Source organism: uncultured Fluviicola sp., assembly GCF_902168135.1.
Lineage (GTDB): Bacteria > Bacteroidota > Bacteroidia > Flavobacteriales_D > Crocinitomicaceae > Fluviicola.
In genome coordinates this window covers 1-24,907 of record NZ_CABHOL010000031.1, presented here as the reverse complement: position 1 = coordinate 24,907, position 24,907 = coordinate 1, and the positions used below count along the sequence as shown (strand labels likewise).

Here is a 24,907-nt window from a genome sequence, read left to right as displayed (position 1 = left end):
TCTGCAGAGAACAAAAAGGGCGTTTTGTTAAATCAAGACGCCCAACTTTTTTATTCTGTAACAACCTCCCGGCGTTCGCCAATCTGTTGTCGCCACATGGCGTAATACAAGCCTTTTTCGTCGAGCAATTCGTTGTGTTTCCCCGTTTCGATGATTACCCCTTTTTCCAGCACGAAAATGCGGTCGGCATGCATGATGGTCGATAAACGGTGAGCGATCAAAACCGTAATGTGTTCCTTTTTATCTGTGATCTCGCGGATTGTGTTCGAAATAGCTTCTTCCGTAATGGAATCCAACGCCGATGTTGCCTCGTCGAAAACCATTAGTCGCGGTTGGCGAAGCAGTGCGCGTGCAATCGATAAACGCTGTTTTTCACCACCGCTTAATTTCATCCCGCCTTCACCGATCACGGTATCAAGACCATTTTCACTGCGGGCTATCAGGTTTTCACAAGAAGCTTTTCTCAAAGCCTCGTTGATCTCTTCATCGGTTGCATCCGGTTTCACGAACAACAGGTTTTCCTTAATTGTTCCTGAGAATAACTGCGTATCCTGGGTTACAAACCCCAATTGCTGCTGCAATTCTTCTTTGTCGATTTCGGTACTGCTGACACCGTTATAAGTAATATCACCTGTCGGAGCGCTGTAAAGTCCCACTAATAATTTCACGAGCGTACTTTTCCCGGAACCGCTGGGTCCCACGAATGCAATCGTTTCACCTTTATTCACTTCGAAGGAAATGCTGCTCAGGGCATCGTATGAAGCTGTTTTGTGACGGAAACCAACGTTTTGGAAAGCCAGTTTTTCGATAGCATTCAATTTCGCCGGAACTTCCGGTTTCACTTCGATCGGTGTATTGATGATCTGCTCAAAGTTGTTCAAAGAAGCTTCGGCTTCACGGTAAGAAATGATCACGTTGCCAACTTCCTGCAAAGGCCCGAAAATAAAGAAGGAATAGAACTGCAAAGTCATGATCTGACCTACTGTCAAAGTATCTTTAAAGATTAAGTACATCAGGAAGAACATGATGGACTGGCGCATAAAGTTTACAAAGGTCCCCTGGATAAAGGAAATACTTCTTACCTGGCGCACTTTTTTCAATTCCAGCGATAGAATTCTGCGTGTAGTGTCGTTCAGGCGCTCTGTTTCCTGGCTTGCCAACCCCAAACTTTTTACCAGTTCGATGTTGCGCAAACTTTCGGTGGTACTTCCCGCCAATTGGTTGGTTTCTTTTACAATGGTGGTCTGCACTTTTTTAATGCGCTTGGACAATTGATTGGTAATATAGCTCAACAGCAGTGCAGAACCCAAATAAACGATAATCAATCCGGGATGAACACTTAGTGCATAAACGATCACGAAGACCAATCCTACCAAAGAGGTAAACAAAATGTTGACGAAATTCATAATGAAACGCTCGTTGTCAATGCGTACTTTTTGAAGCACGTTCAGAGTTTCACCGCTTCGTTTGTCTTCGAATTCACTGAATGGAATTTGCAGGGTATGCTTCAATCCGTCGGTGTAAATATCAGCTCCCACTTTTTGGATCGTCAGGTTCACGGTATAATCCTGGAATGCTTTTGCGATGCGGCTCACCATGGCAGCACCGATTGCCAGCCCGATCAGTCCGGCAACACCCGAAAGGAATTCCTGTTGTGAATAATCGTCGGGACGCGTGGCATAATTATCCAGTAATTTCCCGAAAATGTAAGGGTCTAAAAGTGAAAATGATTGGTTGATACTGGCTAGTATCATGGAAAGGAACACAAGTCCTTTGTAACGTTTTAAATAGGATACAAGTATTTTCATGTACGATAAATATGAAGTTTTTTCCTGAAGAATGAATGTTAGTTGATAAAATCAATGAGTTTGAATTGTTGTTTCAACAGGAGGTGCAAAAGTAATAAAAATTAAAAAACAATCGGAACACCCGAATGATTAAAATCCGGGTTTTCTTTCTGTTTTGCGACCGGATAGTTCTCAGAATCAGTCAGCTTGAAAAACAGCAGGCAATCTTTTCAAAAGCGACTTTTCTTAACTGTTCGTCCGGTACTTTTCTACCCAGTTGGTCAGTTCAATGAATTCTTCCACTCCCAATCTTTCCGGGCGCAGCTGAAGCATCGGATTTTCCTCATAGCTTTCGGGAAGCAGTGCTTTAATGGAATTCCGGATTGTTTTGCGGCGTTGGTTGAAGGACATTTTCACCACCTGTTTGAACAATTTCTCGTCGCAGGGCAGCTTATCCCGATTATTTCGCGTACAGCGAATCACTCCTGATTTCACTTTCGGCGGCGGATCAAATACGTGTTCATCGACCGTAAAACAGTATTCGATATCGTAATATGCCTGAAGCAGGACACTCAGAATACCGTAGGTTTTTGTTCCGGGTTTCTCAGCTACGCGTTCTGCCACTTCTTTTTGGAACATTCCCATAATTTCCGGGATGGAATCTTTGAAGTCGATGCACTTGAACAGGATCTGGGAAGAGATGTTGTAGGGGAAATTGCCCAATACGGCAAATGGTTTGTCGCCAACAATGCTCTTAGGGTCCATCTTCAGGAAATCCCCGAAAGTGATCTTTCCGTTCAACTGCGGAAAATGGACTTTCAGGTAATCAACCGACTCTTCATCCAGGTCCATTACGTATAGATCCGTTTCGGAGTCCTGCAGGAGATATTCTGTTAAGGCTCCCATTCCGGGGCCGATTTCAATGGCTGTTTTCACACCCTGGTGATGTGTAAACTGGTCAGCAATTTTCTTACAGATATTTTTGTCCTTCAGGAAGTGCTGTCCCAAATGTTTTTTTGCTCTAACGCTCATGCCGGAAGTGTTGAATAACGTTTAAAGTGCTTCTGAAGGCCGCAAAACGTCCTTCATACCTGCTTTTATGATCAACCTGCAAAGCGGCAGCATGATTCTTTTGATAATCTTCCAGGTGTTCCCGGCTGTAGGCTACATAAGTCATTGCATAGGTACAAACGCCTTCTTCCTGTTCGTTCATTTTAGACATGCGGCTTTCCAAAAAACAGCCCGTTGCCATTACTGCAGGAATATGCTCCGTACGCATCCAATTGACCCAATCCAGCTCAATGGCCGGATCAAGACTTACTGTAACGTTATAAATAATGTGTTCCATTGATGCAAAATTACGGAAAACAGAGAATTAGAAGCCGAAATTAATTGAACCGCAAAGAAAAAGAGAACGCAAAGTTTATAAAGTATGCTCTTTGCGCTCTTCCATTCTTAGCGGTAAAAGAAAAAGGGCCGTCTCCTTTGAGACAGCCCTTCTTATCCTATTTGTATATTCTTAATTCTTCACCCAGCGAACCAAAGCAGTTCCTTCTGTAGAAGTCAGGCGAATGAAGTATACTCCCGGAACCAATGAATCGGTATTGAATTCCAATTCGTTTGCAGATTTCTGAACAGAAGTCAACGCAATTTCTTTCCCGTCAACACCTGCGAAAGCTACCTGGAACCCGTTCCATCCAGTGTTCATGTTCAATACTACTGAGCTGGTTCCCGGATTCGGGTAAATGATCAGAGCATCTGAAATCAATGGGTTAATTCCTGCAGTTGAACTTCCGGGACCCTCGTATCCATAAGTTCTTAAAGCAAAAGCTCCTAAGGTTGTTGCTGAAACATACAACCAGGAATGATCTTGTCCTACCTGGGTTGGTACATATAAATCGGTATTGTTCCCATTAGCCAATTGGTATGCGGAATTATCTCCCCAGGCCCAAAGTGTGCTGTCCGATTTTAATGCATAGGTAGTTGCATTTCTTGCCGAAACCTGTTTCCAATCTGTATCCGTTCCGATTTGAGTCCACTCATAGACAGTATTTGTGTTCCCTAACCCCAATTGTCCGTCATTATTGAATCCAATTCCCCAAATGGTACCATTGGATTTGATAGCAATGGATCCGTTTTCAGTAATATCTTTCCAATCAGTATCGGTCCCATCTTGTTCAAACTGATCGGTTGCTGTATTGAATTTCCAAAGTGTGCCATTGGTTTTGATTGCATAGCTAAATGTGCCGTTGGAAGTTACTTTCGCCGTGAGCCAGTCTGTGTCTGTCCCGAATTGAGTCATGCTCCCGGGCTGACCATCTGTCCCGGTTTCCAGTTTCCAAAGAGTCCCGTTGGTTTTGATGGCGACCATCACATCAGCAGTCCAGCCAACGATCGTATCCCAATCACTATCAGTTCCCCATTGCACGGGTGTTGAGCCTGCGTTTAACCAGTACCACAGGGTTCCGTTGTTTTTCAACCCCTGGTATCCTCCATAAGCGGATGCATTGGCAATTGCTCCTTGTTTCCAATCCGTATCTGTGCCGAATTGAACGGGTTCTGAACTTTTAGTCGGGTCTGAATTTTTGGTCCAAAACCAAATGGTTCCGTCAGTCTTCACTCCGGTGGATCGCAATTGAGAAGCAATGCTCGACTCGATATTCCTCCAGGCAACCTCATTCCCTACAACGATGGGAATCATGGAGCTTCTGCTGTAAGGCCATGGATTCATATAGTTATTGGTATAATAATTAGCAGCATTGTAGTAAGAACCAACTGTACTGCCTGTCGCCCACAAGTAGTTTTCCTGAGCTTGTAATTGCTGAAAACTGAAGAATGCCAGCGCTGAAAACGTAATTATTCTTTTCATAAAATGGATCTTTAATAGTGATACAAAGCACTTTAATTTCGGAAGGCAACACAATATGACAATCGTCGTATTTTGACAGCAATAAGCTTACACTCATTATTTTAATCAGTAGGTCTTAATTATCTTCGCATAAAATCGAGTAATTTTAAGTACATGCGAACCGGACTCATCTTTCTGTTTTTAGTTTTCTCGAAATCACTTTGGGGATTAACTGCCGATGAGTTAAAATGGGAAAAAGAATACTATCGTTTAAAGGCAGCGAAAATAGAGCTGAAAGCAAAAACAGATAGCGTTTTTATTCTTTTCTTCAAAATAAGTTATTCCAATTCCAGTCTGTTGGAAGAATTGTCATCCGATTTTATTGCGTACTCAAAGACAAAAAATCATGTTTATGGGAAAGCTTACCTTGCCAAATCCCTGGATTATCTATTAAATAACTCAAGGAGTAATCTTTATTATTGCAAAAAAAGCCTACCCTTAATTAAAAAAGAAAAAGACACAATGGGCTATTGTTTTGCCTTGCAGATATTGTCAGAGATTTATAAAAAATCCGGGAACAATGATTTGTCTCTCAAAACAAGTAAAAAAGCGCTGAAAATTGCTGTGGCACTCAACAATGGTGTTTTGATTGCAAATACATACAGTAATTTGGGATTAATCATGAGCAGCAAACAAAATTACCTCATGGCAAAGAATTCTTTTCTCAATGCGCTCACATATCGTCTGAAAAACAATGATAAGTACGGACTCTTATCGACTTATACCAATCTTGGAATTGCTTACAAGAACTTAAAGCAATACGATAGCGCTTTCTATTTTCAACGAAAATCCCTGCAGTTGGCCCAATCTCTCAATTCTACGTATTCCATTGCTTACGCATACAATGATTTGGGTGTTATCCATTTAAAACTGAAAAATCTTGATTCTGCTGAATTCTATTTTAAAGAATCTGTGAAACTGAGAAAAGAAATCGATGAAAAATGGGAGTTGGGATATACCTGTAACTTTTTAGGTGAACTTTTCCGCATACGCAACAACAAAGACAAAAGCATTGATTTTTTGAAAACGGCCATTTCATTGGGAAATCAAAGCGGTAACACGAAACAAATCTATGAATCCTATGAGCAATTGAGTTTAACATTCGCAAAATTCAACCAATACGATTCTGCTTTTTATTACAACCAGAAATTTGAGCAGCTGAAGGATTCTGTTATTGCCAGTAGAAACAACCTGGCAGCAGAAATGCTCATTGCTGATTACGAATTTGAAAAAAAGCAACAGGAAATCAAACTGCTGCGCAACCAAACGGAAATGCAGGCTTTGCATATTGATACTCAGAGAAACTGGTTGTGGATTGCAGCATTAGGACTTTTATCTTTGATCGGTTTCATCGTTCTTTTCGTTCGCAACAGACAGCTGCGGTTGGTAAAACTGCAATTGGAAAGTCAGCAAAAGGAAGAGGTTTTGCGGCAGGAAGCTCAGGAGAAAATCCAGGAGGACCGTCAGCGTATTTCGAGGGAACTTCATGATAATATCGGTGCGAATCTTACGGTCTTTAAAGAGCTTGTTTCCAATAGAGAAAATCCCGATGAAGCATCTGAAATCAAGCAATTAACGGAGGAGACCATACAGGAACTTCGAAAGGCAGTCTGGCTTTTGAACCATGAAGAAAGCACGTTTGAAGAATGGGTGATCCGACTTAAGGAATATTTCAAACATCTCCGCAAAGTGCATATTCAAACCTATTCTCAGGACTCTTCCAATCCGGTGATTCATGCAAGAATTCTAACCGAGTTGTTTCGTGTGATCCAGGAGGGTGTTAATAACGCATTGAAGCACGCTTCCTGTACTGAAATTCTTATCACAATCACTTACGAGGGAAAACGGGTCTGTATCTCCATTGAAGACGATGGAATCGGGATAACGGAATCTGACTCACCTGGTTTCGGATTGATCAACATGAAAGAGCGCATGAAAAACATTGGAGGTGAGATCACCTTTCAACAATCGGATGGAAAAGGAACGAGCATCTTGATTTCCATTCCACTAACTCAAGTAACTTGAAAACCATGAATCCGACGATTAAAATAGCCGTGGCTGAGGACAATCATCGTGCACTTCAGCTCATTGAAACCAAATTACATCGGTTTGAAGATTTGGAATTAGTCCTTACCGCGGAAAACGGCCAGGTATTGATCCAAAAATTGGAAAATTTCCCGGAGTTGATAGACCTGGTTTTGATGGATATCCAAATGCCGGTAATGGACGGAATCCAGGCAACTTCAAGAGTGAAACAGCTATTCCCTGCAACTAAGATCATGGCATTAACAACCTTTTCGGATGATGAAAAACTGGTCAATATGATCTTATCCGGAGCATCGGGTTATTTGCTCAAAGACATCTCATCGGAGGACTTGTACAAGAGTATTTTGGATGTAATCCAGGGTGGAAGTTCTATGTCTCCGTCTGTTGCTTTTAAGTTATTGGAATACGTGAAAACCGCTCCAAGACCTGTTCATTCAACCTCTCTGGAATTATTGACTGCAAGAGAGAAAGAAATTCTGGAGTTAATTAAAACAGGATTGCAAAACAAGGAAATTGCAGAAAAACTGCATATTAGTCCACAGACAGTTCGAAAGCATCTGGAAAACATCTACGATAAACTGCAGGTAAACAATCGTGTTGAAGCGATATCAAAACTGGGGTAAAAGACTCGGTGACTAGCGGGCCATAATATTAAACGCCAAACCCAATTTAAAGGTAGTTAGCCTTGAATCTACAAAGAAATCTTCAGGCACATTGACATCCGCACCTGTAACTTTGTAGGCATTTTTAAAATTGAAGTAGGCAAATCCCAGACTTGCAGTTAATCTTCTTGCCAGTACCATGGAAAAATCAACGGATAGTCTTCCGCGGGAAGCACCACCAAACCAAAACTTATTTTCGTTCTTGCGATTTAAAAACCAATCATAACCGATTGTCAATCTCGAATGAACCGGTAAAAATGAAAACGGTTGAATCCAATTAAGACCTGTTCCCATCGAAATTAATCCTGCATTTTCTTCACCGACGCCGTCCTGAATACTTCCTCCTTTCTTTCCTAGCTGTTCTACCAGTCCGACACCTTCCCACCCAAATGAAACCAACGGACCGATGTTGGATTTTCCAAATGTCCACGAAGCCTGACCATGAATGAATTTATTATTTATCAAATGTCCCTTGTACAAATTGGGGGCAGTTTCTTTTTCATAGCGTTTTAAAGTTGGACCTCTGTATTTGCTTACCGATGAAAGCACCGCATCAAATAAAAGCGAGCAATCCAGTTTCAGCCATCCCTGGCGTTCATTTCCGTATTCTTCCCATGCAAAGAGCCCGAAAAGTCCGGAAGCTACATCATCCTGCTCTGTTCCGGATAAATAATATCCTGATTTCAACGTTGTCGCTTGGAAACCTGCACCAACATACAGGTAATCGGCATTTTCCGAAAGCGATTCAAAATAACCTTGTGTCATTCCCTGGTTTGAGAAAAACAAACCGATGAGTAGAAAATAAACCTTGCCCATACTTTCCAATTTTCATCAAAAGTAGATCCGGAAAATTTCTTGGGAAATATGAAATTTGTCATATTTTGAGGGACAAAAAAAGCCGCTCCAAAAGGAACGGCTTTCTATTTAAAATGTGGTTTTTCTTAGTTTTTCACCCAGCGAACCAAAGCAGTTCCTTCTGTAGAAGTCAGGCGAATGAAGTATACTCCCGGAACCAATGAATCGGTATTGAATTCCAATTCGTTTGCAGATTTCTGAACAGAAGTCAACGCAATTTCTTTACCGTCAACACCTGCGAAAGCTACCTGGAACCCGTTCCATCCAGTGTTCATGTTCAATACTACTGAGCTGGTTCCCGGATTCGGGTAAACAGTTAAGTTTGCAAGGATTGATTCCTCGATTCCTAAATATCCGTCTACTCCGTCGCAGTTCTCATCTACTCCATTTCCGGCAATTTCTGTTGCTCCCGGATAGGCTGCTGCATTTGTATCGTCACAATCATCATCGTTTGTTACGTATCCTGTTGGCTGCGCACAATCCGTTACAGAAGAAGCAGGATCTCCATACGTATCGTTATCTGCATCCTCGTAGTAAGTAACCTGCGTTAATCCTTCGTCCGTATTTCCGTCGCAGTTGTTGTCAATTCCGTCACATACTTCTGTAGCAGAAGGATTCACCTGGTCGTCTGAATCGTCACAATCTTCGTTGTTTGTAACCGATCCTGCAACCGGAGTACAAGAAATTGTTGCTACAGCATCTGCATCACCGAATCCGTCAGCGTCTGCATCTGTGTAATACATTTCTTCTTCACCGATCTGATTATCGTTGTCATTACAATCTGTGTCATTGGAAACGTGGTTTGCCGGTTGAAGACAAGCAACCTGAGAAGAACCTGCGTCACCCAATCCGTCATTATCTACATCCGCATACCAAACAGCACCTGGGAATTCTTCATCATTCGCGTCATTACAGTCTGTGTTGTCAAGAACATATCCTGTTGGAGCAGTACATACAGTCTGAGAAACCGCAGGATCACCAAATCCGTCGCCGTCTGCATCTGCGTAATAAGTTTGAGGAGTTATTGTATTGATATTCCCGATCACTTTCACATTGTCATGACGGTAAGTAGATCCGGTTTGCCCGATTTCGGTAATGTACCATCTGAATTCAATTGTAGCTGTAATGTTATCAAATGCAGCTCCTAAATCAATTGTATCCGTTTTGTACAAATCGTTCGGTAATTGCTTGGTTGCAATATCACTGGCAAAATTGTCTAAACTTGAACGTAAATGTACAATTGGAGTCAATCCTGTTCCACTTGTTTTGTGTGTAAAAATAATGCGGTTAAGATCCAGTCCGTAACAGTCGTCCGGTGTAACTGTAAAGTTAAAATACTGCGTTAGATCAACAGTTGAAGTCGTATTGAACCCGTTATAATTAAACACATTACTTGCAGCGGCGCAATTAATTGATCCTGCAGCACCATACAACCCAAATGAAACATTTGCCGGAGCATTAGATGCAGTATCAACCGGAACGGCACACGTATTACCCTGGAATTCGTAAGTTGCCAAAACAGCACCGATAGTATTCAAATCAGAACCGTTACAGTCCTCATCAATTCCGTTGTTCGGAATTTCAGTCGCCCCCGGATTAACAGAAGCAGCATTATCATTACAATCTGTATTGTCCAATACATAGTTTGCAGGAGCTGTACATGCAACCTGAGAAACCGCAGGGTTCCCGTAAGTGTCTCCATCCAGATCCTGGTAGTAAGTTTGTGCTGCTCCAATCGCATTGTCCGTATCATCACAGTCGTTAGCGTTTGAAACGTAGTTTGTTGGTGCAGAACAAGCAACTTGTGAAACCGCCGGATCTCCTAGCCCATCATTATCGGTATCGGCATAGAATGTTGATCCGGTTGTAATTGCATTGTTTGTGTCGTCACAATCATCGTCGTTTGTAACATATCCCGCGATTGGCGCACATCCTGACTGTGAAACAGCAGCATTTCCGAATCCATCATTGTCAGAATCCAGGTAATAGGTAATAGAAGCTGTGAAAGTCAGGTTGATCGTAATGATACTGTCACACATTGCCGCATTCGGAATAGTATCCGTATAAGTTCCTGCAACGGTATATATTTCATCTCCGGAAGGAACGGTATAAGATCCGCATGCAACCTCCGAAATGGTAGCAGTTGTATTATTATTAATTGTTAAGTTGATTGTCAAAATACTGTCACACCCCCCTGCATTTGGAATAGTGTCGTTGTAAACTCCGGAAACAGAATAAGTTTCATCTCCGGACGGTACTGTGTATGTTCCACCACACTGTGCCGGCGGAGTAATTGTTGCAAAAGTGTTAGTACAACCTGTTCCTGCCGGAGTTACATCAGCCCAGGTTGATCCGGCACGAATTTCATCGATTTCCAGGTTACCGGTTCCTGATGTAGTATTTCCAGCTTGTCTGAAAAAGACAGCTCCAAAACCTGTAAATGTTGTCTGAGTTCCTGAATTATTCGTAACTGTAGGTGCAGGTTCAGCTGCACCGGGTACGGGATTTATAAATAAATCTGCAGTATAAGGGGACGTTGTCGTATTTAATTTTACAACTACCAAAACGGTTGTTCCAACAGGATAATCCGTTGTATATGTTTGGGTTGGTGTACCTCCGGTATAGTTTTGTACACCAAGGTTAAATGTTCCTGCAATCGATCCTGTTTTAACAAAAACTCTCGGTCCGAAAACGTTCACGCCGGAAGTTCCAGAAGTAGTGCTAAACCCAGTAAAATACTCGCCTGTAGTAGATAGCCCTGTGGTATTGGAAACTTTTAGCAAAAATGAGAAATACCCGGTTCCGGAAATTCCGGTTACAGCTTTGTTGTAGTCCTGTGCATTTCCACTTACCAGGGTTGCACGATTACCTGTAGAGGTTTCCAACCCGGGATAGGACAAACTAGAGCCATTATCACTTGCTGATGTTAATACACTAATAGGTCCTGATGTTCCACTGTGAATCGACCAGCCATTGGCATCCAGTGTGGTTGAATAATTAAATTGATCTACAATTTGGGAAAATCCTAAACTGCTGAACAATAAAATAGGTATTAGTAAAAGTCTTTTCATTTTTTGAAATTTTTCCCAAAGGTATGAAAAGAGGGGGGTATGTTCCTAAAATTTTTCTGATTCGAAACACGAAAGATAAATTTTAGTAAAAAAATTATCTTTTGATTTTCAGATAGTTACAAAAAACTAAATCGATTTAAACCCGGGTGTTATTAAATCATTAAGCTTTTTGCTGCTCCATCAATCGGGCCACATATTTGCCAATAATATCGAATTCCAGGTTGATTTTGGAGCCTACTTTAAATGCATGAAAATTGGTATGCTCATACGTATATGGAATGATGTGCACGGAGAACAATCCTTTTTCGGAATCCACAACGGTTAAACTTACCCCGTTTACGGTAATGGATCCTTTTGCAACGGTGGGTTGGTCAAAGTCGTATTTGAAGGTATATTTCCAGCTTCCGTTCAAATCATCGATGGAAACACAGGTCGCGGTGGTGTCCACATGTCCCTGAACAATGTGACCGTCAAGGCGTGCACCTAGCATCATACAGCGCTCCAGGTTTACTTTCGATCCCACTTCCCAGTCACCCAGGTTGGTTTTGTCCAAGGTTTCCTGAATGGCTGTTACCACGTATGAATCTCCGTCGATCTTAACGACTGTCAGACAGCAGCCGTTGTGGGCTACGCTTTGGTCTATTTTTAATTCGTGGGTGATCGTTGATTTTACTGTAAAATGAACATTGCTTTGATCTTTTTCAATCGCAACAATGGTTCCAAGGGTTTCGATAATACCTGTAAACATGCGGAATTACTTTGATAATGAGCGCTGCATCTGAGTTAGACGTGCTCTTAAGGCTATAAAGATAGCACACATTGCCCAAATGGGAACAGCTGCCTTGTCGGTATCTAAAAAATTATTCAGGAATCCGTGGATAAAATAGGTCGACAAGGAAATGATGAAGCCCATTAACAGGGTTTTGATTTCACGGTCTTCTGACGGCCAGTCATTGTAAAGTGTAATACCTTCGTAAAAGATAGCCGCCACAATTGCCAGCATGCTCAGCATTCCGATCCAGCCCATTTCAGCCAAAGGCCCCAAATACTCACTGTGTGCATTTCCCATGTTCCCGAAGTTGGTGGAAATGATCGTCAGGTTCTCCGGACGCTGGAAACGGGCATACTCGAAGGAGTACATTCCCGGACCAAACCCCACCCAAGGGCGTTCTTTAAACATGTCGATGGCGCAGTTCCAGCGATTGATCCGCTCCAGGTTGGACGCATCTGTGGTCACGTTCGTTGCACTTTGCAGGCGTTCACTGAATTCTTCGGTGGTATGTTCGTATTTATTTCGCGCAAGGTCCTGCTGGATTGCATCCCAGGAAGCCCAGATGTAGATTCCTACGACTATTGTTATTCCCGCTATCCAGGAGAATTTCACTTTGAAACGGATCAGCATCCAGATCACTAATCCCAAAAAGACACTCAACCAGGCTGCCCGGGTATAACTGAAATAAAGTCCTAACAGGGAAATGACCATGAAGCCGATCAGGATGAATTGTAGTAAAGGGCTGTGTTTGCGTGAAAAGTAAAAAGAGAAGATCAATGGAACCACCAGAGCCACCAAAGCACCGTAAATGGTGTGATCTTTGAAGAACGGCCACATAACCCAGTGACTTTCCTTTTCCCCGAAACGATACGATGCGTGAACCAAAATCGTGTAGGTGATCGCAACGATCATGGCTGAAAGGAATAACCACAGGAACCAGCGGATTTTTTTCGGTTCGTAGAATATCGAACTGCCATAAAACAGCACCGGTACAATAAACCAGAGTCTCGCCAAAAGGAACTTTAATGAAGTAACCGTATTTTCACTGGTAATGGAAGTAAAGAAAACCCAAACCAGGTAGAAAACGACCGCCCAGACTATGGCCGAATTCCTTAAATAAATCGGGAAAACCCGGTACTTCAGGTTTTGGATCAATAAAAGGAGCATCGTTCCGAAAAGCAACGGTTCCGTGGGTACAAACAAACCAAAACTGTCGGTGTATTCTTCAATGTTAATGGACAGGGGTGTGGCCGCCAAGATAAAGAAGAAGGTATATTCCGTATAGAATAATGCGACGAAAAGAACGATCAGGGCATAAGGGATCAGTGGAATGTATTCGTTATCGAACCAAAATCCATAACCCAGCAGACTAACAAAAAGCAGTCCGAGGATCAACATGACACTATTTTCCCGTAAAAAAGCCACTATTATGCCAGCTTGCGGATTTCTCTGATCTTATCCTGGATCAACAAAGCAAACACCATGAAAACGAATGTTCCGAAGGTTGCCAGCAGCATAATGATCAAACGTTTCGGCTTATCTTTTTTATCGGCTTTCACTGCCCGCTCAACGATAAATTTATGATTGAATTGGGTATTTGCATCAGATTCAGCCTGCTCATATGATAGAGCGAAATCTGCCAGTTTCATGATCTTTTCGTTACGCACATATTCCAATCCGTCGAATACCGCTCCAAATTCCAGGTTGATATCGATACGTCTTTTGAAATCTGCTTTATCCGCCGGATTTTTCGCTTCTACATAAGCCTGGAATAAATTTGCACGACCTTCCAGCGGAACAACACCCAAAGATGCTAACGAATCCAATTGGTCCAAAACAGCTTCTTTATCTCTTTCCAATTGCTCTTTCTTCCGTTTGTTGATTTCAAAAGCCGGAACTGTACGTTCCATGACCATCTCATTCTTAACAGTATCAATCAGATCCACAATTTCGTTTGCCATATCAGCAGCCAATTGCGCGTCCTTATCCAGCACATCAATTTGGATCGAACCGTAACGGGTGCGTACGAACAAGATATGACTGTTGTATTCCTTTACCAATTTGTAGTGCTTGTTCGCGTCCGACTCATCAATATCGTAATGTTTCATCAGATCGAATTTCTCGACCACTTTGTCACGCACTTTCGACGACTGAAGGATCTGGATCAATTGTTCTGCCTGTTCTTCTTCACCAAAGTCCATGGATGAAGCTTTTGCATTTCGCTGTTCGGAAAAAGATACGGTACTGGTTGCCGCCGGGAATACAATAGCAGTAGAACGATATAAAGGTGTCATCAGGAAAGCGACAACGGTAGAAACTACCAATCCGGCTGAAGTAACAATGATCAATATTTTACGCTTAGCCCATAATGTAACAAAGAGGTTCATTCGTTGTTCCTGCATTACCTTGCTGCTTTCTTCCATATCCAGTTTCAATTAAGTGTTGCAAATTTATCCCAAATTAGGCAATAGCCAAATTCTGGTAACTAAACGATAAAAAAAATCCGTTCAGGCCTTCTTCGGGGTTTACGGATTGTGTCAGATTAACGTGTTTTTTATTTGAAAATTATCCGGCATCTAAAATTGAATTACTTTTGTTACTGACTGAATTATGATAAAGTACAATCCGAAAAGCTGGCTGGCATTAATATTCCACTTAACTAAAAGTGACACCCTTTCCATTCTTTGGAAAGAATTGATCTTCATTTTTATCTTCACGATGGGGATTGCCTTTTTCGAGATCCACTTTTTTTCAGATGCGGTAGTCCTGGAGAAATTGTTCTCGGTTTACTCCATCCTGGGATTTGTATTGTCGCTTCTTTTGGTTTTTAGAACGAATAGCGCATATGACCGTTGGTGGGAAGGGCGCAAAAATTGGGGGGCTTTAGTCAATGATTCACGCAATTTCGCCGTCAAATTAACCGCTATGGAATTGTCTCCGGAAGACAATCATTTTTTTGGAAGACACATTGGTAATTTTGCTTTGTGCATTAAAGAACATTTGCGTGAAGGAACCAATTACGACCTGCTGGATATCACACCCGAAGAACGCATATTTCTGGAAAAACTCGACCACATTCCTTCCGGGATTGTAGAACTGATGTACAAGCGTCTGAACGACCTGAAAAAAGCGGGAACTATTTCAGAAGAAGATCTGCTACGCTTGGACCGAAACCTGAACGGATTTTTGGACTGTGTGGGCGCTTGCGAACGTATCAAGAACACTCCGATTCCTTACTCATATTCGATGTTCTTTAAAAAGTTCATTTTTACTTATGTGGTTACGCTGCCGTTTGCTTTTGTTGTAAACTTTGGGTATTGGTCGTCGATCATTGCTACTTTTATTTTCTACGTATTGGTAAGTATCGAGATCCTGGCGGAAGAAATCGAAGATCCTTTCGGAACAGACGACAATGACCTTCCGACAGATGAAATGGCAGAGCGCATCCAGGGAATTGTAAAGACGATTTTGGATAAACCCTGATTAACACATCTGAGAGATGTCATACATCGCTTTCCCACTATAATTTCTCCGCATAAAATCTGAAAAAAAAAGCATTATCTTTGCGCCATGAAGCATATCCGCAATTTTTGTATTATCGCGCACATCGACCATGGTAAGAGTACCTTAGCAGATCGTTTGCTGCAAACAACAGGGACTATTTCTGATCGGGAAATGCAGGCGCAGGCGCTCGACGATATGGACCTCGAACGTGAACGCGGTATTACCATTAAATCGCATGCCATTCAAATGAATTACAAGTTTGAAGGGCAGGAATACGTGCTGAACCTGATCGACACCCCGGGACATGTGGATTTCTCTTACGAAGTTTCCCGTTCCATTGCGGCATGCGAAGGAGCACTATTAATCGTAGATGCTACACAAGGAATTGAAGCTCAAACAATCTCTAATTTATATTTAGCATTGGAGCACGACCTGGAAATCATCCCGATCCTGAATAAAATGGATCTTCCAAGTGCAAATCCGGAAGAAGTCACCGATCAGATCGTAGAATTGATTGGCTGTGATCCAGGCGATGTAATTCCAGCATCCGGGAAAACAGGTTTGGGTGTTGAAAATATTTTAAGAGCAGTTATCGAACGTATTCCGGCTCCTAAAGGAACAGAAAACGCACCGCTTCAGGCTATGATCTTTGACTCGGTATTCAACTCTTTCCGTGGAATTATTGCTTACTACCGTGTAAAGAACGGGGTAATTAAAAAAGGAGATAAAGTACGTTTCTTAAATACCGGAAAAGATTACAATGCCGACGAAGTTGGTATCCTGAAAATGGACTTAAGTCCTAAAAACGAAGTTCGTGCAGGGGATGTTGGTTATATTATTTCCGGAATTAAGACTGCCAAAGAGGTAAAGGTCGGAGATACAATCACGTTGGCAAACAATCCGACTACAGAAGCTATCAAAGGGTTTGAGGATGTAAAACCAATGGTATTTGCCGGAATTTACCCGGTAGAAACAGATGAATACGAAGAATTGCGTTACTCCATGGAGAAACTGCAGTTGAACGATTCTTCCCTGGTTTTTGAACCGGAATCATCTGCTGCACTTGGTTTCGGGTTCCGTTGTGGATTCCTTGGAATGCTTCACATGGAAATCATCCAGGAACGTTTGGAACGCGAGTTCAACATGACGGTAATTACAACGGTACCAAACGTATCTTACTATTGTTATACGACCAAAAATCCGGACGACCGCTTTACCGTAAACAACCCGTCAGAATTGCCTGACCCGTCTACGATTGACCGCATTGAAGAACCATATATCAAAGCACAGGTGATCACAAAAAGCGAATACATCGGCCAGATCATGACTTTGTGTATTGAAAAGCGCGGGGAATTGAGAAACCAGGTCTATTTGACTCAGGATCGTGTGGAATTGACATTCGAAATGCCGTTGGCAGAAATCGTATTTGATTTCTACGACCGTTTGAAGTCCGTATCCCGTGGATATGCATCTTTCGATTACCATCCGATCGGATACAAGGAATCTGATTTGATCCGCATGGACATGTTGTTGAACGGAGAGCAGCTGGATGCACTTTCGGCATTGGTTCACCGCAGTAATGCATACGATCTTGGAAAAAAGATCTGTGTGAAACTGAAAGAACTGATCCCAAGACAACAGTTCGAAATTCCGATCCAGGCAGCTATCGGTGCAAAGATCATTGCACGTGAAACCATTAAAGCTTTGCGTAAGGATGTAACTGCAAAATGTTACGGTGGTGATATCTCCCGTAAGCGTAAATTATTGGAAAAACAGAAAGAAGGTAAGAAACGCATGCGCCAGGTAGGGAAGGTAGAAGTTCCACAAGAAGCATTCATGGCGGTATTGAAATTGAACGATTAGAAAATCATAAACAACAAAATAATTGAAAGCATTTGACTCCGGTTGAATGCTTTTTTTTCTTATATTAAAGAATAGAAAGTTTTTATTTTCCAATCTGAGAAGAACAACTTTCATTAGGTATTTCCACCATAACGAAACTATTTACTATTAGTACATCAAACAATGAAAAATCAAAAAATTGAAGTGCAGGGAACACTGATTTCCATCTCTAAAGGTTATGCAGAAGAAGAATATATCTCATTAACGGATATTGCGCGCCATAAAGATTCAGGTAATACTGATGACATTATTAAAAACTGGTTGCGCAACCGCAATACCATTGAACTTCTTGGTTTTTGGGAGCAAATATATAATCCCCTTTTTAAACCCGTCGAATTCGACGGGTTTAAAAAACAAGCCGGGTTAAATAGTTTTGTACTGACGCCAAAACGATGGATCGAATCCACAAACGCCATTGGTATCATATCCAAATAAGGTCTTTATGGTGGAACATTTGCACACAAAGACATCGCTTTTGAATTTGCATCCTGGATCTCAATTGAGTTTAAACTCTACATTATTAAAGAATTCCAGCGTTTAAAAGAAGAAGAAAGCAATCGTCTTCAAATCGAATGGAATTTTCAACGAACGCTGGCAAAAGTCAACTACAAAATTCATACGGATGCCATTAAGGAAAATCTCGTTCCCCAAGAACTGGAAAAGAATCAAACTTCTTTAGTGTATGCTTCCGAAGCAGATGTATTGAATATGGCTCTATTCGGGATGACAGCTAAACAATGGCGGGATTCAAATCCTGCAGAAAAAGGAAATATCAGAGATTGTGCTACTATTCAGCAACTAGTTGTTCTATCCAACCTTGAAAGTATCAATGCGATGCTTATTGCTCAAACAATTCCTCAAAATGAAAGACTGGTTCAGTTGAATAAAATTGCCATTACTCAAATGAAATCATTATTGGAAAATCAACATGTAAAGAAACTAAGTGAATGATTTTCGCTTTCACAGACCAAATCTCAATCGAATTCCTGCCTGCACATAAGGATAGAATCCGGTATTTATCCTACTCGATAAATCACGGGCAATTCCTCCCTGGATGTAATAATTCAATCGGTTTCTCCACGCTACTGAAAAACCAAGGTGCAGATTCACTTCGGAAAAAGATCGGTATTTCTTAGTGTAACTGGATCGAAATTCCGGCCCGAAATATGCTTTGATTTGTGTCGTAAATTTACTGCTCCCCAATTTCTGCCAGGGGTCCAGCATCCGGTTTGTCATCGTACCGAAATCCAAAAAGTTGAAATGGTAATGTGCCGAATAAACCAATCCTAAACGGTGATTGAGTCCAACATTTACCGCCAGTTCGTGCTGTTTCAATTCATAGACCAGGCCCACAGAGATAAATGCTGTTGCAGTATCATTGTGGTAAAACGCGTGGAGTCCCGGGTTAAAAGAGAATTCTCCCGGAAAACCAATACTCCGGCTATGAAAACCACAGAATATTCCTCCGACAAGTCCCGGGTTTCCACCTTTACCCGGACAATAAGAAATCCGCTGCGGATTTGCGATGGAAACAGACCTCACATTTTTAATCCTGACCTTTGAGTAGAAATAATTGGCTTTTCTTTTTCCTCTTTTCGTTTCCCACTGGAGTTTCTCTGTTTTGGTGGTGTTATCCCACAGGTATTTGATCGCATAATAGGGCTCGTTCTCCTCCCTGAATTCTTTGGGGATTCGAATTTGAAGGATATTCGGACGAAAGAACTTAGCCTTGAGTTGTGTGACGCTCATGATGAACTGATTATCCCGGATACTCATACCGGAGAAAATATTCGTGTCCTTTTTGAACAATTGTTCCCTGCATCCGTCACATGGCGGGTTTTCGAAGTAAAACAGGCCGAATTTGTCGTAGCTGTCTTTGGGAACTGTTGCCGTATATCGCTTTTCGCGCCACCACAACATTCCTGTAGTTTCCAGTTTAAATTTCACCCGTTGGGCAACTGCATGCTTTTGAGCAGGATTTTTGACGAAATAATAGTTGCGGGAGGTAAACTCCGGATAATCGATTACCTGGAGATAGACAACCTTTTTCTTTTTGTTCACCTTGATCTTAGCATTGCTGTAAGCTTCAAAGTGCTGATCAATGAAAAAACACCTGGGATCTTCCGGCTGTATAACTATCGTATCTTTCTCATAGGCTTCCGGAACAGTACTATATCGGAAAAGAAGATCAACCCTTCGGCTCAGACTGTCAACTTTCCTCGGTAATTCTCCTTTTGACTCCGTAATGATCGAAATCCCGGATTTCAAATAGGGTTTTATAGTTTTTGAAACAGCTTTTGCCCTTCTTTCCGAAAGTCTTTGGTTTGACTCAAAATTCCCGGTACTATCCGAATAGCCGATGAATTTTATTTCAATGAGATCGGTATAATCCAGGTTTGTGAATAAACCTTCCAGTACTTTTTGAGAATGTGCAGATATTTTGTGGCTTCCGGTTTTAAAATAAACGGATGTCGAATCCTGGGAATGGATGCCGGAAATGCAGCATAACAAGATAATCGCAAGAGAGATGTAACGGAACATGTGCGGTGTTTTTTAATGAATGTTCCGGAATTAAAAAGGTAAACCTAACTGCAGCCTTTCCATGCGAACAAGGCAATGGCTATCCAAACCAGCCCTTTGATAAGGAAGAATAAGAAACCCGCTGCCCCGGCACGTTTAAGCCATTTCTTTCGCTTAAGTGCTTTTTCCTCATCTGTTAGCTTTTTGGAACCTGCTGCTGTTACTTGTTCTTTTTCCATAATATAAAAACCCCGATCCCGTAGTTACGGAACCGGGGCATATATTTTTAATAGACTTTAGTCTTCGTCTTCATCATCTGCTTCTTCCGGAGCATCGCCATAATCATCATCGTCATCATCGTCATCAGCAACATCATCCTCATCTCCTTTTGCATCAGCCGAATCGAAGTCATCTTCGAAATCCTCCTCATCGTCATCATCAACAGACGGAGATTTCAATGTCACCTTCGGAAGTTTCACCAGGTAAATAATCTCTTCTGTTTCCCACAACAATGAATCGAACACTTCACCTGTGATCGGGTTAGTCATTTTTGTAGTGCTTCCGGAAAATCCATCCGGGAATGCGATTAATAATTGTTTCTTCTGATCGATATTCAGCTTATCATAGCTAATGATTGACTTTTTTTTCGACATGCTATTATATTTCTAGTTTGATGATACGATGTGTTGGGATAAGAACGTGTTGTTTTAAAACGATTGCAACATCTGTTACTGCCCAGATAGTTGTATGAACAACCTTTTCCCCGCTATCGTCTGCAAAGTAAATCTTTACTTTATAATGTTCCAAATTCCCAAGAGAAATTGCACGATTCACATCCGCTTTACGAATGGCAATCAAATCCGTATCTTCCAAAACTTCTTCTTTCGGAAAATGCAGACCTGCTACGTCTTCTTTTTCAATTTGAACAAAATTAGTTGTGTCCATTTCCATATTTTGGGCAAAATTAAATGAATTGATGAATTGAAAACTGAGTTTTCGACTAAACTTAAAAAAAAACATTTAAACGACGAAATGTTTAATACTTTTCAATAAAAAAGACCCATGAATACATGAGTCTCTAATCCGTTTAGTAGTGTTTTAGTTTGTATGTTGCGTGTGAACAATCAACTTTAATGAAAATCAGGTTGTTTCTAAGTTTTTAAATCGGTCAAGTCTTTGACGGAGATAGAACTGTATACTCTTCAATAAAACTAGAAAATGAAAAAACTGCCTCTCCATTGCAGTGTTTTTCCGTTTTAACTTCAACCTAACATAGAAAACAACCTGATTCCATTCTCCTTATTTCCTCTTCTAAGATAACTATGTGAATTGAATAGCATTCGTAGAATGAATAAACACCGTATTTGAATGAATATTTGTAAGAACTAATTTAACAGGCTTTACAAGCTTTCTAAAATCTGGAAGAAAATATCGCGTTTTGCAGGGGATAAAGGAACTTCCGATCCGTCTTTCATAACCACAGCTCCACCGTTCCCTTTATCGTAACGGTCTACAAAATTCAGGTTGATCAAATGCGATTGCTGAACACGTAAAAAGTTATGCCCCGACAATAGAGTCTCGTAATCTTTCAGTGTTCTGGAAACCAAAATTTTCTTCCCTTCGGTGAGAAAGAAAGAAGTGTAATTCCGGTCCGCCTCACAACGGATAATGTGATCCAAATCCACTACGTGAACGCTTTCCTGTGTTTTTAGTACCAATCTGCGTTTCTGGTTGGGCTGGATATTGTTCTGCAAAGCTTCAAATTGAGGGTCCTGTTTGGTATCTGCTTCTTTCATAGATTCCAGTGCACGTTCCAGCGCCCCCTTCAATTCCTCCGGATCAACAGGTTTTAGTATATAATCCAAAGCAGAGAATTTAATTGCTTTAATAGCAAACTCCTCATGGGCGGTGATGAAAATGACTTCAAAGTTTTTTTCCGGTACAGCTTTCAACAAATCGAATCCGGTACCATCAGGCATTTGGATGTCCAGAAAAACTAAATCCGGGTTGATTTCCCGGATGGCAGCTAACCCTGACTGCACGTTCTCACCGACCGGAAATGTTTGTATATCCAGTTCAAATGATTCGATCATTTTAGCAATTAATTCACGTGTTCGCTGCTCGTCATCAATGATTAGTACTTTTTTCATGGGTTGTTGAAAGATTTGTGCCGAAAGATAAGCATTATAACGTATTAAACGTTCTGTAAGGGAGTTTATTATCAACTTCGGATCACTCGGTAATTCAATTTTTTCGCTTTTTAATTATCCGTTTGTTCCTTCGTTTCGATAAGGGAGATAAATATTCACCAGTGTTCCGGTTTCTTTTTCTTTATCGTAATCGGCTATTTCCATGCGACCAAGGATTTTGTATTTATAACTCAGGTTATTGATACGGTCCTGCGTGATCTTCATGGCCATACTTTTATGTTGGGCACTTTTCTTGTTGTTCGCAGATCCTTTCCGGCCGATCCCGTTATCCTCGATCATTACATGGAGCATTTCTTCGTCTTTGGTGAAACGCACATGGATAAATCCTCCTTCAACGGTATGGAGCTGACCATGTTCGATCGCGTTTTCGATAAAGGGCTGTGTGATCATCGGGGGAATTACGGTTTCTTCATCCAACAGCTGCTGGTTCACGCTTACTTCGTACTCGAAACGGTCGCCAAAACGTAATTTTTGTGTCTCCAGGTATTTGTTCAAAATATCAATTTCCGTTGTCAAAGGAATAAACTCCTTGGAAGAATTTTCGAGGATCAGACGCATCAGTTTGGAGAAATTGATCAGGAATTTTGTGGAGTTCTTGGTATCATTTTCATAGATATAGCTCTGGATTACGGACATCGCATTAAAGACAAAATGCGGATTCATCTGTGAACGGAGCAAAGTTTGGTTCATTTCCGCTTCGCGCTGCAATTGCCGGATGTTTCGCTGTTTCCAGCGGTTGTAAATAATAAATGCTCCCAATGCCAGCAAAATAATAAACCCGATGATGATATACATCTGGAAAATGTTCCTCAATTCGGTATTTTCTTTTTCCTTTCGCTGCAATTCGATGGAATCCGCCTGGATGGCAATCAAACGTTCGCGTTGTTCGGAACGGTACAATTCCGACAATTCGGCGATCTTGGCACTGACTTCGACAATACGTGCACTGTCCGAATAATCGGAGTACATGTCCAGGTATTCGTAAGCCAGTTTCATATTACCGGTTTTCTTATAAACATCGGCGATCTCTTTATAGGAAGGATAAATCCCCCCGATATAACCGTATTGTGAGCGGATGTTAATAGAGCGGTTCAGGTAATTCAGTGCATTCTTATACTTTCCCTGTTCGGCAAAAACGGTTCCCACCAGGTGGTAAACCGAAGCAATTTCGGACCGGTTTGATGCAGATTCGAAGTAGACCAAAGCCATGTTGTAATAACGCAATGCTTCTTCGTACTTATTCTGTTCGTTAAATGCATTTCCCAGGTATTTATGCGCCATGCCCAATCCATCCTGGTCGTTGTAATCTTCAAGTGTTTTGACCACCCGTTTGAGGTCGTTAATGGCTCCTTCGTAGTCTTTTTTAGCCAGTTTCACCAGGCCAATGTCCGTGTCTGCCAGTCCAACTAGTCGAAAATCCTGGATCTTGATAGCGGTTTCACGCGACTGCATGAAGAAATTGTTGGCATTGTCGTAATTGAATATCTGGTATTGGGATTCCCCAATTTCTCTTTGGTACTGGGCAATTTGCGGATAATCATTCGCTTGTTTTGCCAGTTGGAGTGCAATGAAATTTTTGGAAACGGACAATTCCACCTGTCCGAAGAAATTGTAGATCGCCGACTGCATATTCACGCATTTAGCCATCAGGGATTTATCGGTAGAACGGCGCGCATACTGGATCGACGTTTCTGCAAATTCCAGGGATGCATTCCGTTTGTTTTGCTCCATGTTCAATTTCGCAAACAAGCGGTTCGTTTCTGCTATCAGGGCATAACTTCTTACACGTTTCGAAAAGCGCAAAGCTTCTGTTAAATAGATGTCTGCCTGTTCGAATTCCCGGAAAGCAATGTGATATTCCGCCAGTAAATGAAAAATGTGAACCTGGTTCAGCTTGGAATCCGTACGCGACAAATAAGGCTGCAGCTGAAGGATTTTGGCATAATAAGCGGTTTTATTCCCTAGCAATGCCTCCACGCGGAGATCAAAGATCAGGGCTTGTAGTTTGGCTGAGTCGGACTCTGTTCGGCTGGCATCAATAATGGAATAACGGATGGAATCTGCCTTCTGGACATTGTTCAATTGGTAGAATTTCCCCAGTGCTACCTGGCGCCAGAATTTCTTGGTACCGTTTTTCTCATTCAGGTAAGCTTTCCGGTAACTTGCTTCATCTCCATTGCCTGCAAGGGTCTTTTTTGAGAAACCAAAAAGACAAACAAACAGGACCAGCAAGGGAAGAGTGAAGCGAAACATGGACTAAAAATAGCTTTTTTCAAATAGAAAAGGTTCTCTTCTGTGATCTGATCACAAAAAAGAACCTCTCATTCATTCACTATCTTTATTTTGCTGTTATCAATAAGCGTCGCAATGAGGCTTTCTGCGTTTCGACTTCTTTTTGTGTTTTCTGGGTTTGAAATCTTTTTTCTTGTCCGGTGAAGAAGCCTTCATATCTAATGCGGACTTGCTTTGACCGGATACTTGTTCAGCAGCACTTACTGAACCTGCAGCTCCTAAAAGGAAACCAGCTGCTAAAACTGCGGGGAAAATACGGAGAATCATAAGCTTTGATTTTAAGCAATATAACAACAAAAAATGAAATGGTTACACTGCATTCTTTTTTCATGCGGATAAAAATGTGTGAATGGCGGTAACTAGCTCTATTTTGGTATC

At 41.5% G+C, this 24,907-nt stretch carries 20 protein-coding genes and 1 pseudogene; 5 read left to right on the top strand and 16 right to left on the bottom strand.

Features of this window, described 5'->3' with window-relative positions; translation table 11 throughout:
* Positions 1 to 50: 50 nt before the first annotated feature.
* From QZT69_RS11950 to QZT69_RS11935, 4 genes are all read right to left on the bottom strand, one after another.
* Positions 51 to 1,808, bottom strand: a complete 1,758-nt coding sequence (locus QZT69_RS11950; protein WP_294674401.1) for an ABC transporter ATP-binding protein — start codon at positions 1,806 to 1,808, stop codon at positions 51 to 53.
* A 225-nt stretch (positions 1,809 to 2,033) separates the two neighbouring features.
* Positions 2,034 to 2,819, bottom strand: coding sequence for a 16S rRNA (adenine(1518)-N(6)/adenine(1519)-N(6))-dimethyltransferase RsmA (gene rsmA, locus QZT69_RS11945; RefSeq protein WP_294674399.1), 786 nt, complete (start codon positions 2,817 to 2,819; stop codon positions 2,034 to 2,036).
* Entirely contained in the window at positions 2,809 to 3,135 is a 327-nt protein-coding gene (locus tag QZT69_RS11940; protein WP_294674398.1) for a DUF4286 family protein, read from the bottom strand. Before QZT69_RS11940 ends, rsmA begins: the two co-directional genes overlap by 11 nt.
* 171 nt (positions 3,136 to 3,306) lie before the next feature.
* Positions 3,307 to 4,656: a T9SS type A sorting domain-containing protein gene (locus QZT69_RS11935; protein WP_294674395.1), complete on the bottom strand. Its 1,350-nt coding sequence runs from the start codon at positions 4,654 to 4,656 to the stop codon at positions 3,307 to 3,309.
* 153 nt (positions 4,657 to 4,809) lie between these two features.
* On the opposite strand from QZT69_RS11935, the gene QZT69_RS11930 reads away from it, so the two are divergent.
* Together QZT69_RS11930 and QZT69_RS11925 are read left to right on the top strand one after the other, a co-directional pair.
* Entirely contained in the window at positions 4,810 to 6,720 is a 1,911-nt protein-coding gene (locus QZT69_RS11930) for a sensor histidine kinase (protein ID WP_294674393.1), read from the top strand.
* A gap of 5 nt (positions 6,721 to 6,725) precedes the next feature.
* Entirely contained in the window at positions 6,726 to 7,364 is a 639-nt protein-coding gene (locus QZT69_RS11925) for a response regulator transcription factor (protein ID WP_294674390.1), read from the top strand.
* A 12-nt stretch (positions 7,365 to 7,376) separates the two neighbouring features.
* On the opposite strand, the gene QZT69_RS11920 is transcribed toward QZT69_RS11925, so the two are convergent.
* The 5 genes from QZT69_RS11920 to QZT69_RS11900 form a co-directional block, all read right to left on the bottom strand.
* Entirely contained in the window at positions 7,377 to 8,219 is an 843-nt protein-coding gene (locus tag QZT69_RS11920; RefSeq protein ID WP_294674388.1) for a hypothetical protein, read from the bottom strand.
* A gap of 125 nt (positions 8,220 to 8,344) precedes the next feature.
* Complete coding sequence (locus QZT69_RS11915) at positions 8,345 to 11,329, bottom strand: MopE-related protein (protein ID WP_294674387.1); 2,985 nt, start codon at positions 11,327 to 11,329, stop codon at positions 8,345 to 8,347.
* 160 nt (positions 11,330 to 11,489) lie between these two features.
* Entirely contained in the window at positions 11,490 to 12,077 is a 588-nt protein-coding gene (locus QZT69_RS11910; protein ID WP_294674386.1) for a riboflavin synthase, read from the bottom strand.
* A 6-nt stretch (positions 12,078 to 12,083) separates the two neighbouring features.
* Positions 12,084 to 13,499: an O-antigen ligase family protein gene (locus QZT69_RS11905; RefSeq protein ID WP_294674384.1), complete on the bottom strand. Its 1,416-nt coding sequence runs from the start codon at positions 13,497 to 13,499 to the stop codon at positions 12,084 to 12,086.
* Positions 13,500 to 13,528: 29 nt separating this feature from the next.
* On the bottom strand, positions 13,529 to 14,524 hold the full coding sequence (locus tag QZT69_RS11900; RefSeq protein WP_294674382.1) for a Wzz/FepE/Etk N-terminal domain-containing protein: 996 nt from the start codon (positions 14,522 to 14,524) through the stop codon (positions 13,529 to 13,531).
* A 187-nt stretch (positions 14,525 to 14,711) separates the two neighbouring features.
* On the opposite strand from QZT69_RS11900, the gene QZT69_RS11895 reads away from it, so the two are divergent.
* From QZT69_RS11895 to QZT69_RS11885, 3 genes and pseudogenes are all read left to right on the top strand, one after another.
* Complete coding sequence (locus QZT69_RS11895) at positions 14,712 to 15,584, top strand: bestrophin family protein (protein WP_294674379.1); 873 nt, start codon at positions 14,712 to 14,714, stop codon at positions 15,582 to 15,584.
* 87 nt (positions 15,585 to 15,671) lie between these two features.
* A complete protein-coding gene (gene lepA, locus QZT69_RS11890) occupies positions 15,672 to 17,468 on the top strand; it encodes a translation elongation factor 4 (RefSeq protein ID WP_294674377.1) in 1,797 nt (598 codons plus the stop codon).
* 162 nt (positions 17,469 to 17,630) lie between these two features.
* Positions 17,631 to 18,458: pseudogene (locus QZT69_RS11885) on the top strand (KilA-N domain-containing protein).
* A gap of 9 nt (positions 18,459 to 18,467) precedes the next feature.
* On the opposite strand, the gene QZT69_RS11880 reads toward QZT69_RS11885, so the two are convergent.
* From QZT69_RS11880 to QZT69_RS11850, 7 genes are all read right to left on the bottom strand, one after another.
* Positions 18,468 to 20,048 (bottom strand): OmpA family protein, encoded by a 1,581-nt coding sequence (locus QZT69_RS11880; RefSeq protein WP_294674375.1) that lies wholly within the window; start codon positions 20,046 to 20,048, stop codon positions 18,468 to 18,470.
* Positions 20,049 to 20,092: 44 nt separating this feature from the next.
* The gene (locus QZT69_RS11875) at positions 20,093 to 20,266 is read right to left on the bottom strand and encodes a hypothetical protein (protein WP_294674374.1); all 174 of its coding nucleotides are present in this window, start codon (positions 20,264 to 20,266) and stop codon (positions 20,093 to 20,095) included.
* Between the two features lie 57 nt (positions 20,267 to 20,323).
* Positions 20,324 to 20,680: a hypothetical protein gene (locus QZT69_RS11870; RefSeq protein WP_294674372.1), complete on the bottom strand. Its 357-nt coding sequence runs from the start codon at positions 20,678 to 20,680 to the stop codon at positions 20,324 to 20,326.
* A gap of 4 nt (positions 20,681 to 20,684) precedes the next feature.
* A complete protein-coding gene (locus QZT69_RS11865) occupies positions 20,685 to 20,972 on the bottom strand; it encodes a hypothetical protein (RefSeq protein WP_294674370.1) in 288 nt (95 codons plus the stop codon).
* A gap of 455 nt (positions 20,973 to 21,427) precedes the next feature.
* Positions 21,428 to 22,177, bottom strand: coding sequence for a LytTR family DNA-binding domain-containing protein (locus tag QZT69_RS11860; RefSeq protein ID WP_294674368.1), 750 nt, complete (start codon positions 22,175 to 22,177; stop codon positions 21,428 to 21,430).
* Positions 22,178 to 22,291: 114 nt separating this feature from the next.
* On the bottom strand, positions 22,292 to 24,490 hold the full coding sequence (locus tag QZT69_RS11855; protein WP_294674366.1) for a histidine kinase: 2,199 nt from the start codon (positions 24,488 to 24,490) through the stop codon (positions 22,292 to 22,294).
* Between the two features lie 99 nt (positions 24,491 to 24,589).
* Entirely contained in the window at positions 24,590 to 24,796 is a 207-nt protein-coding gene (locus QZT69_RS11850) for a hypothetical protein (protein ID WP_294674364.1), read from the bottom strand.
* Positions 24,797 to 24,907: the final 111 nt, after the last annotated feature.

Bases quoted from the DNA above. Each gene is read 5' to 3' on its own strand.
- QZT69_RS11860 (WP_294674368.1), bottom strand. From the start codon at position 22,177: ATGAAAAAAGTACTAATCATTGATGACGAGCAGCGAACACGTGAATTA.
- QZT69_RS11905 (WP_294674384.1), bottom strand. From the start codon at position 13,499: ATGTTGATCCTCGGACTGCTTTTTGTTAGTCTGCTGGGTTATGGATTT.
- QZT69_RS11850 (WP_294674364.1), bottom strand. From the start codon at position 24,796: ATGATTCTCCGTATTTTCCCCGCAGTTTTAGCAGCTGGTTTCCTTTTA.
- QZT69_RS11880 (WP_294674375.1), bottom strand. From the start codon at position 20,048: ATGTTCCGTTACATCTCTCTTGCGATTATCTTGTTATGCTGCATTTCC.
- QZT69_RS11895 (WP_294674379.1), top strand. From the start codon at position 14,712: ATGATAAAGTACAATCCGAAAAGCTGGCTGGCATTAATATTCCACTTA.
- QZT69_RS11935 (WP_294674395.1), bottom strand. From the start codon at position 4,656: ATGAAAAGAATAATTACGTTTTCAGCGCTGGCATTCTTCAGTTTTCAG.
- QZT69_RS11940 (WP_294674398.1), bottom strand. From the start codon at position 3,135: ATGGAACACATTATTTATAACGTTACAGTAAGTCTTGATCCGGCCATT.
- rsmA (WP_294674399.1), bottom strand. From the start codon at position 2,819: ATGAGCGTTAGAGCAAAAAAACATTTGGGACAGCACTTCCTGAAGGAC.
- QZT69_RS11875 (WP_294674374.1), bottom strand. From the start codon at position 20,266: ATGGAAAAAGAACAAGTAACAGCAGCAGGTTCCAAAAAGCTAACAGAT.
- QZT69_RS11865 (WP_294674370.1), bottom strand. From the start codon at position 20,972: ATGGACACAACTAATTTTGTTCAAATTGAAAAAGAAGACGTAGCAGGT.
- QZT69_RS11950 (WP_294674401.1), bottom strand. From the start codon at position 1,808: ATGAAAATACTTGTATCCTATTTAAAACGTTACAAAGGACTTGTGTTC.
- QZT69_RS11870 (WP_294674372.1), bottom strand. From the start codon at position 20,680: ATGTCGAAAAAAAAGTCAATCATTAGCTATGATAAGCTGAATATCGAT.
- QZT69_RS11900 (WP_294674382.1), bottom strand. From the start codon at position 14,524: ATGGAAGAAAGCAGCAAGGTAATGCAGGAACAACGAATGAACCTCTTT.
- lepA (WP_294674377.1), top strand. From the start codon at position 15,672: ATGAAGCATATCCGCAATTTTTGTATTATCGCGCACATCGACCATGGT.
- QZT69_RS11915 (WP_294674387.1), bottom strand. From the start codon at position 11,329: ATGAAAAGACTTTTACTAATACCTATTTTATTGTTCAGCAGTTTAGGA.
- QZT69_RS11855 (WP_294674366.1), bottom strand. From the start codon at position 24,490: ATGTTTCGCTTCACTCTTCCCTTGCTGGTCCTGTTTGTTTGTCTTTTT.
- QZT69_RS11925 (WP_294674390.1), top strand. From the start codon at position 6,726: ATGAATCCGACGATTAAAATAGCCGTGGCTGAGGACAATCATCGTGCA.
- QZT69_RS11920 (WP_294674388.1), bottom strand. From the start codon at position 8,219: ATGGGCAAGGTTTATTTTCTACTCATCGGTTTGTTTTTCTCAAACCAG.
- QZT69_RS11930 (WP_294674393.1), top strand. From the start codon at position 4,810: ATGCGAACCGGACTCATCTTTCTGTTTTTAGTTTTCTCGAAATCACTT.
- QZT69_RS11910 (WP_294674386.1), bottom strand. From the start codon at position 12,077: ATGTTTACAGGTATTATCGAAACCCTTGGAACCATTGTTGCGATTGAA.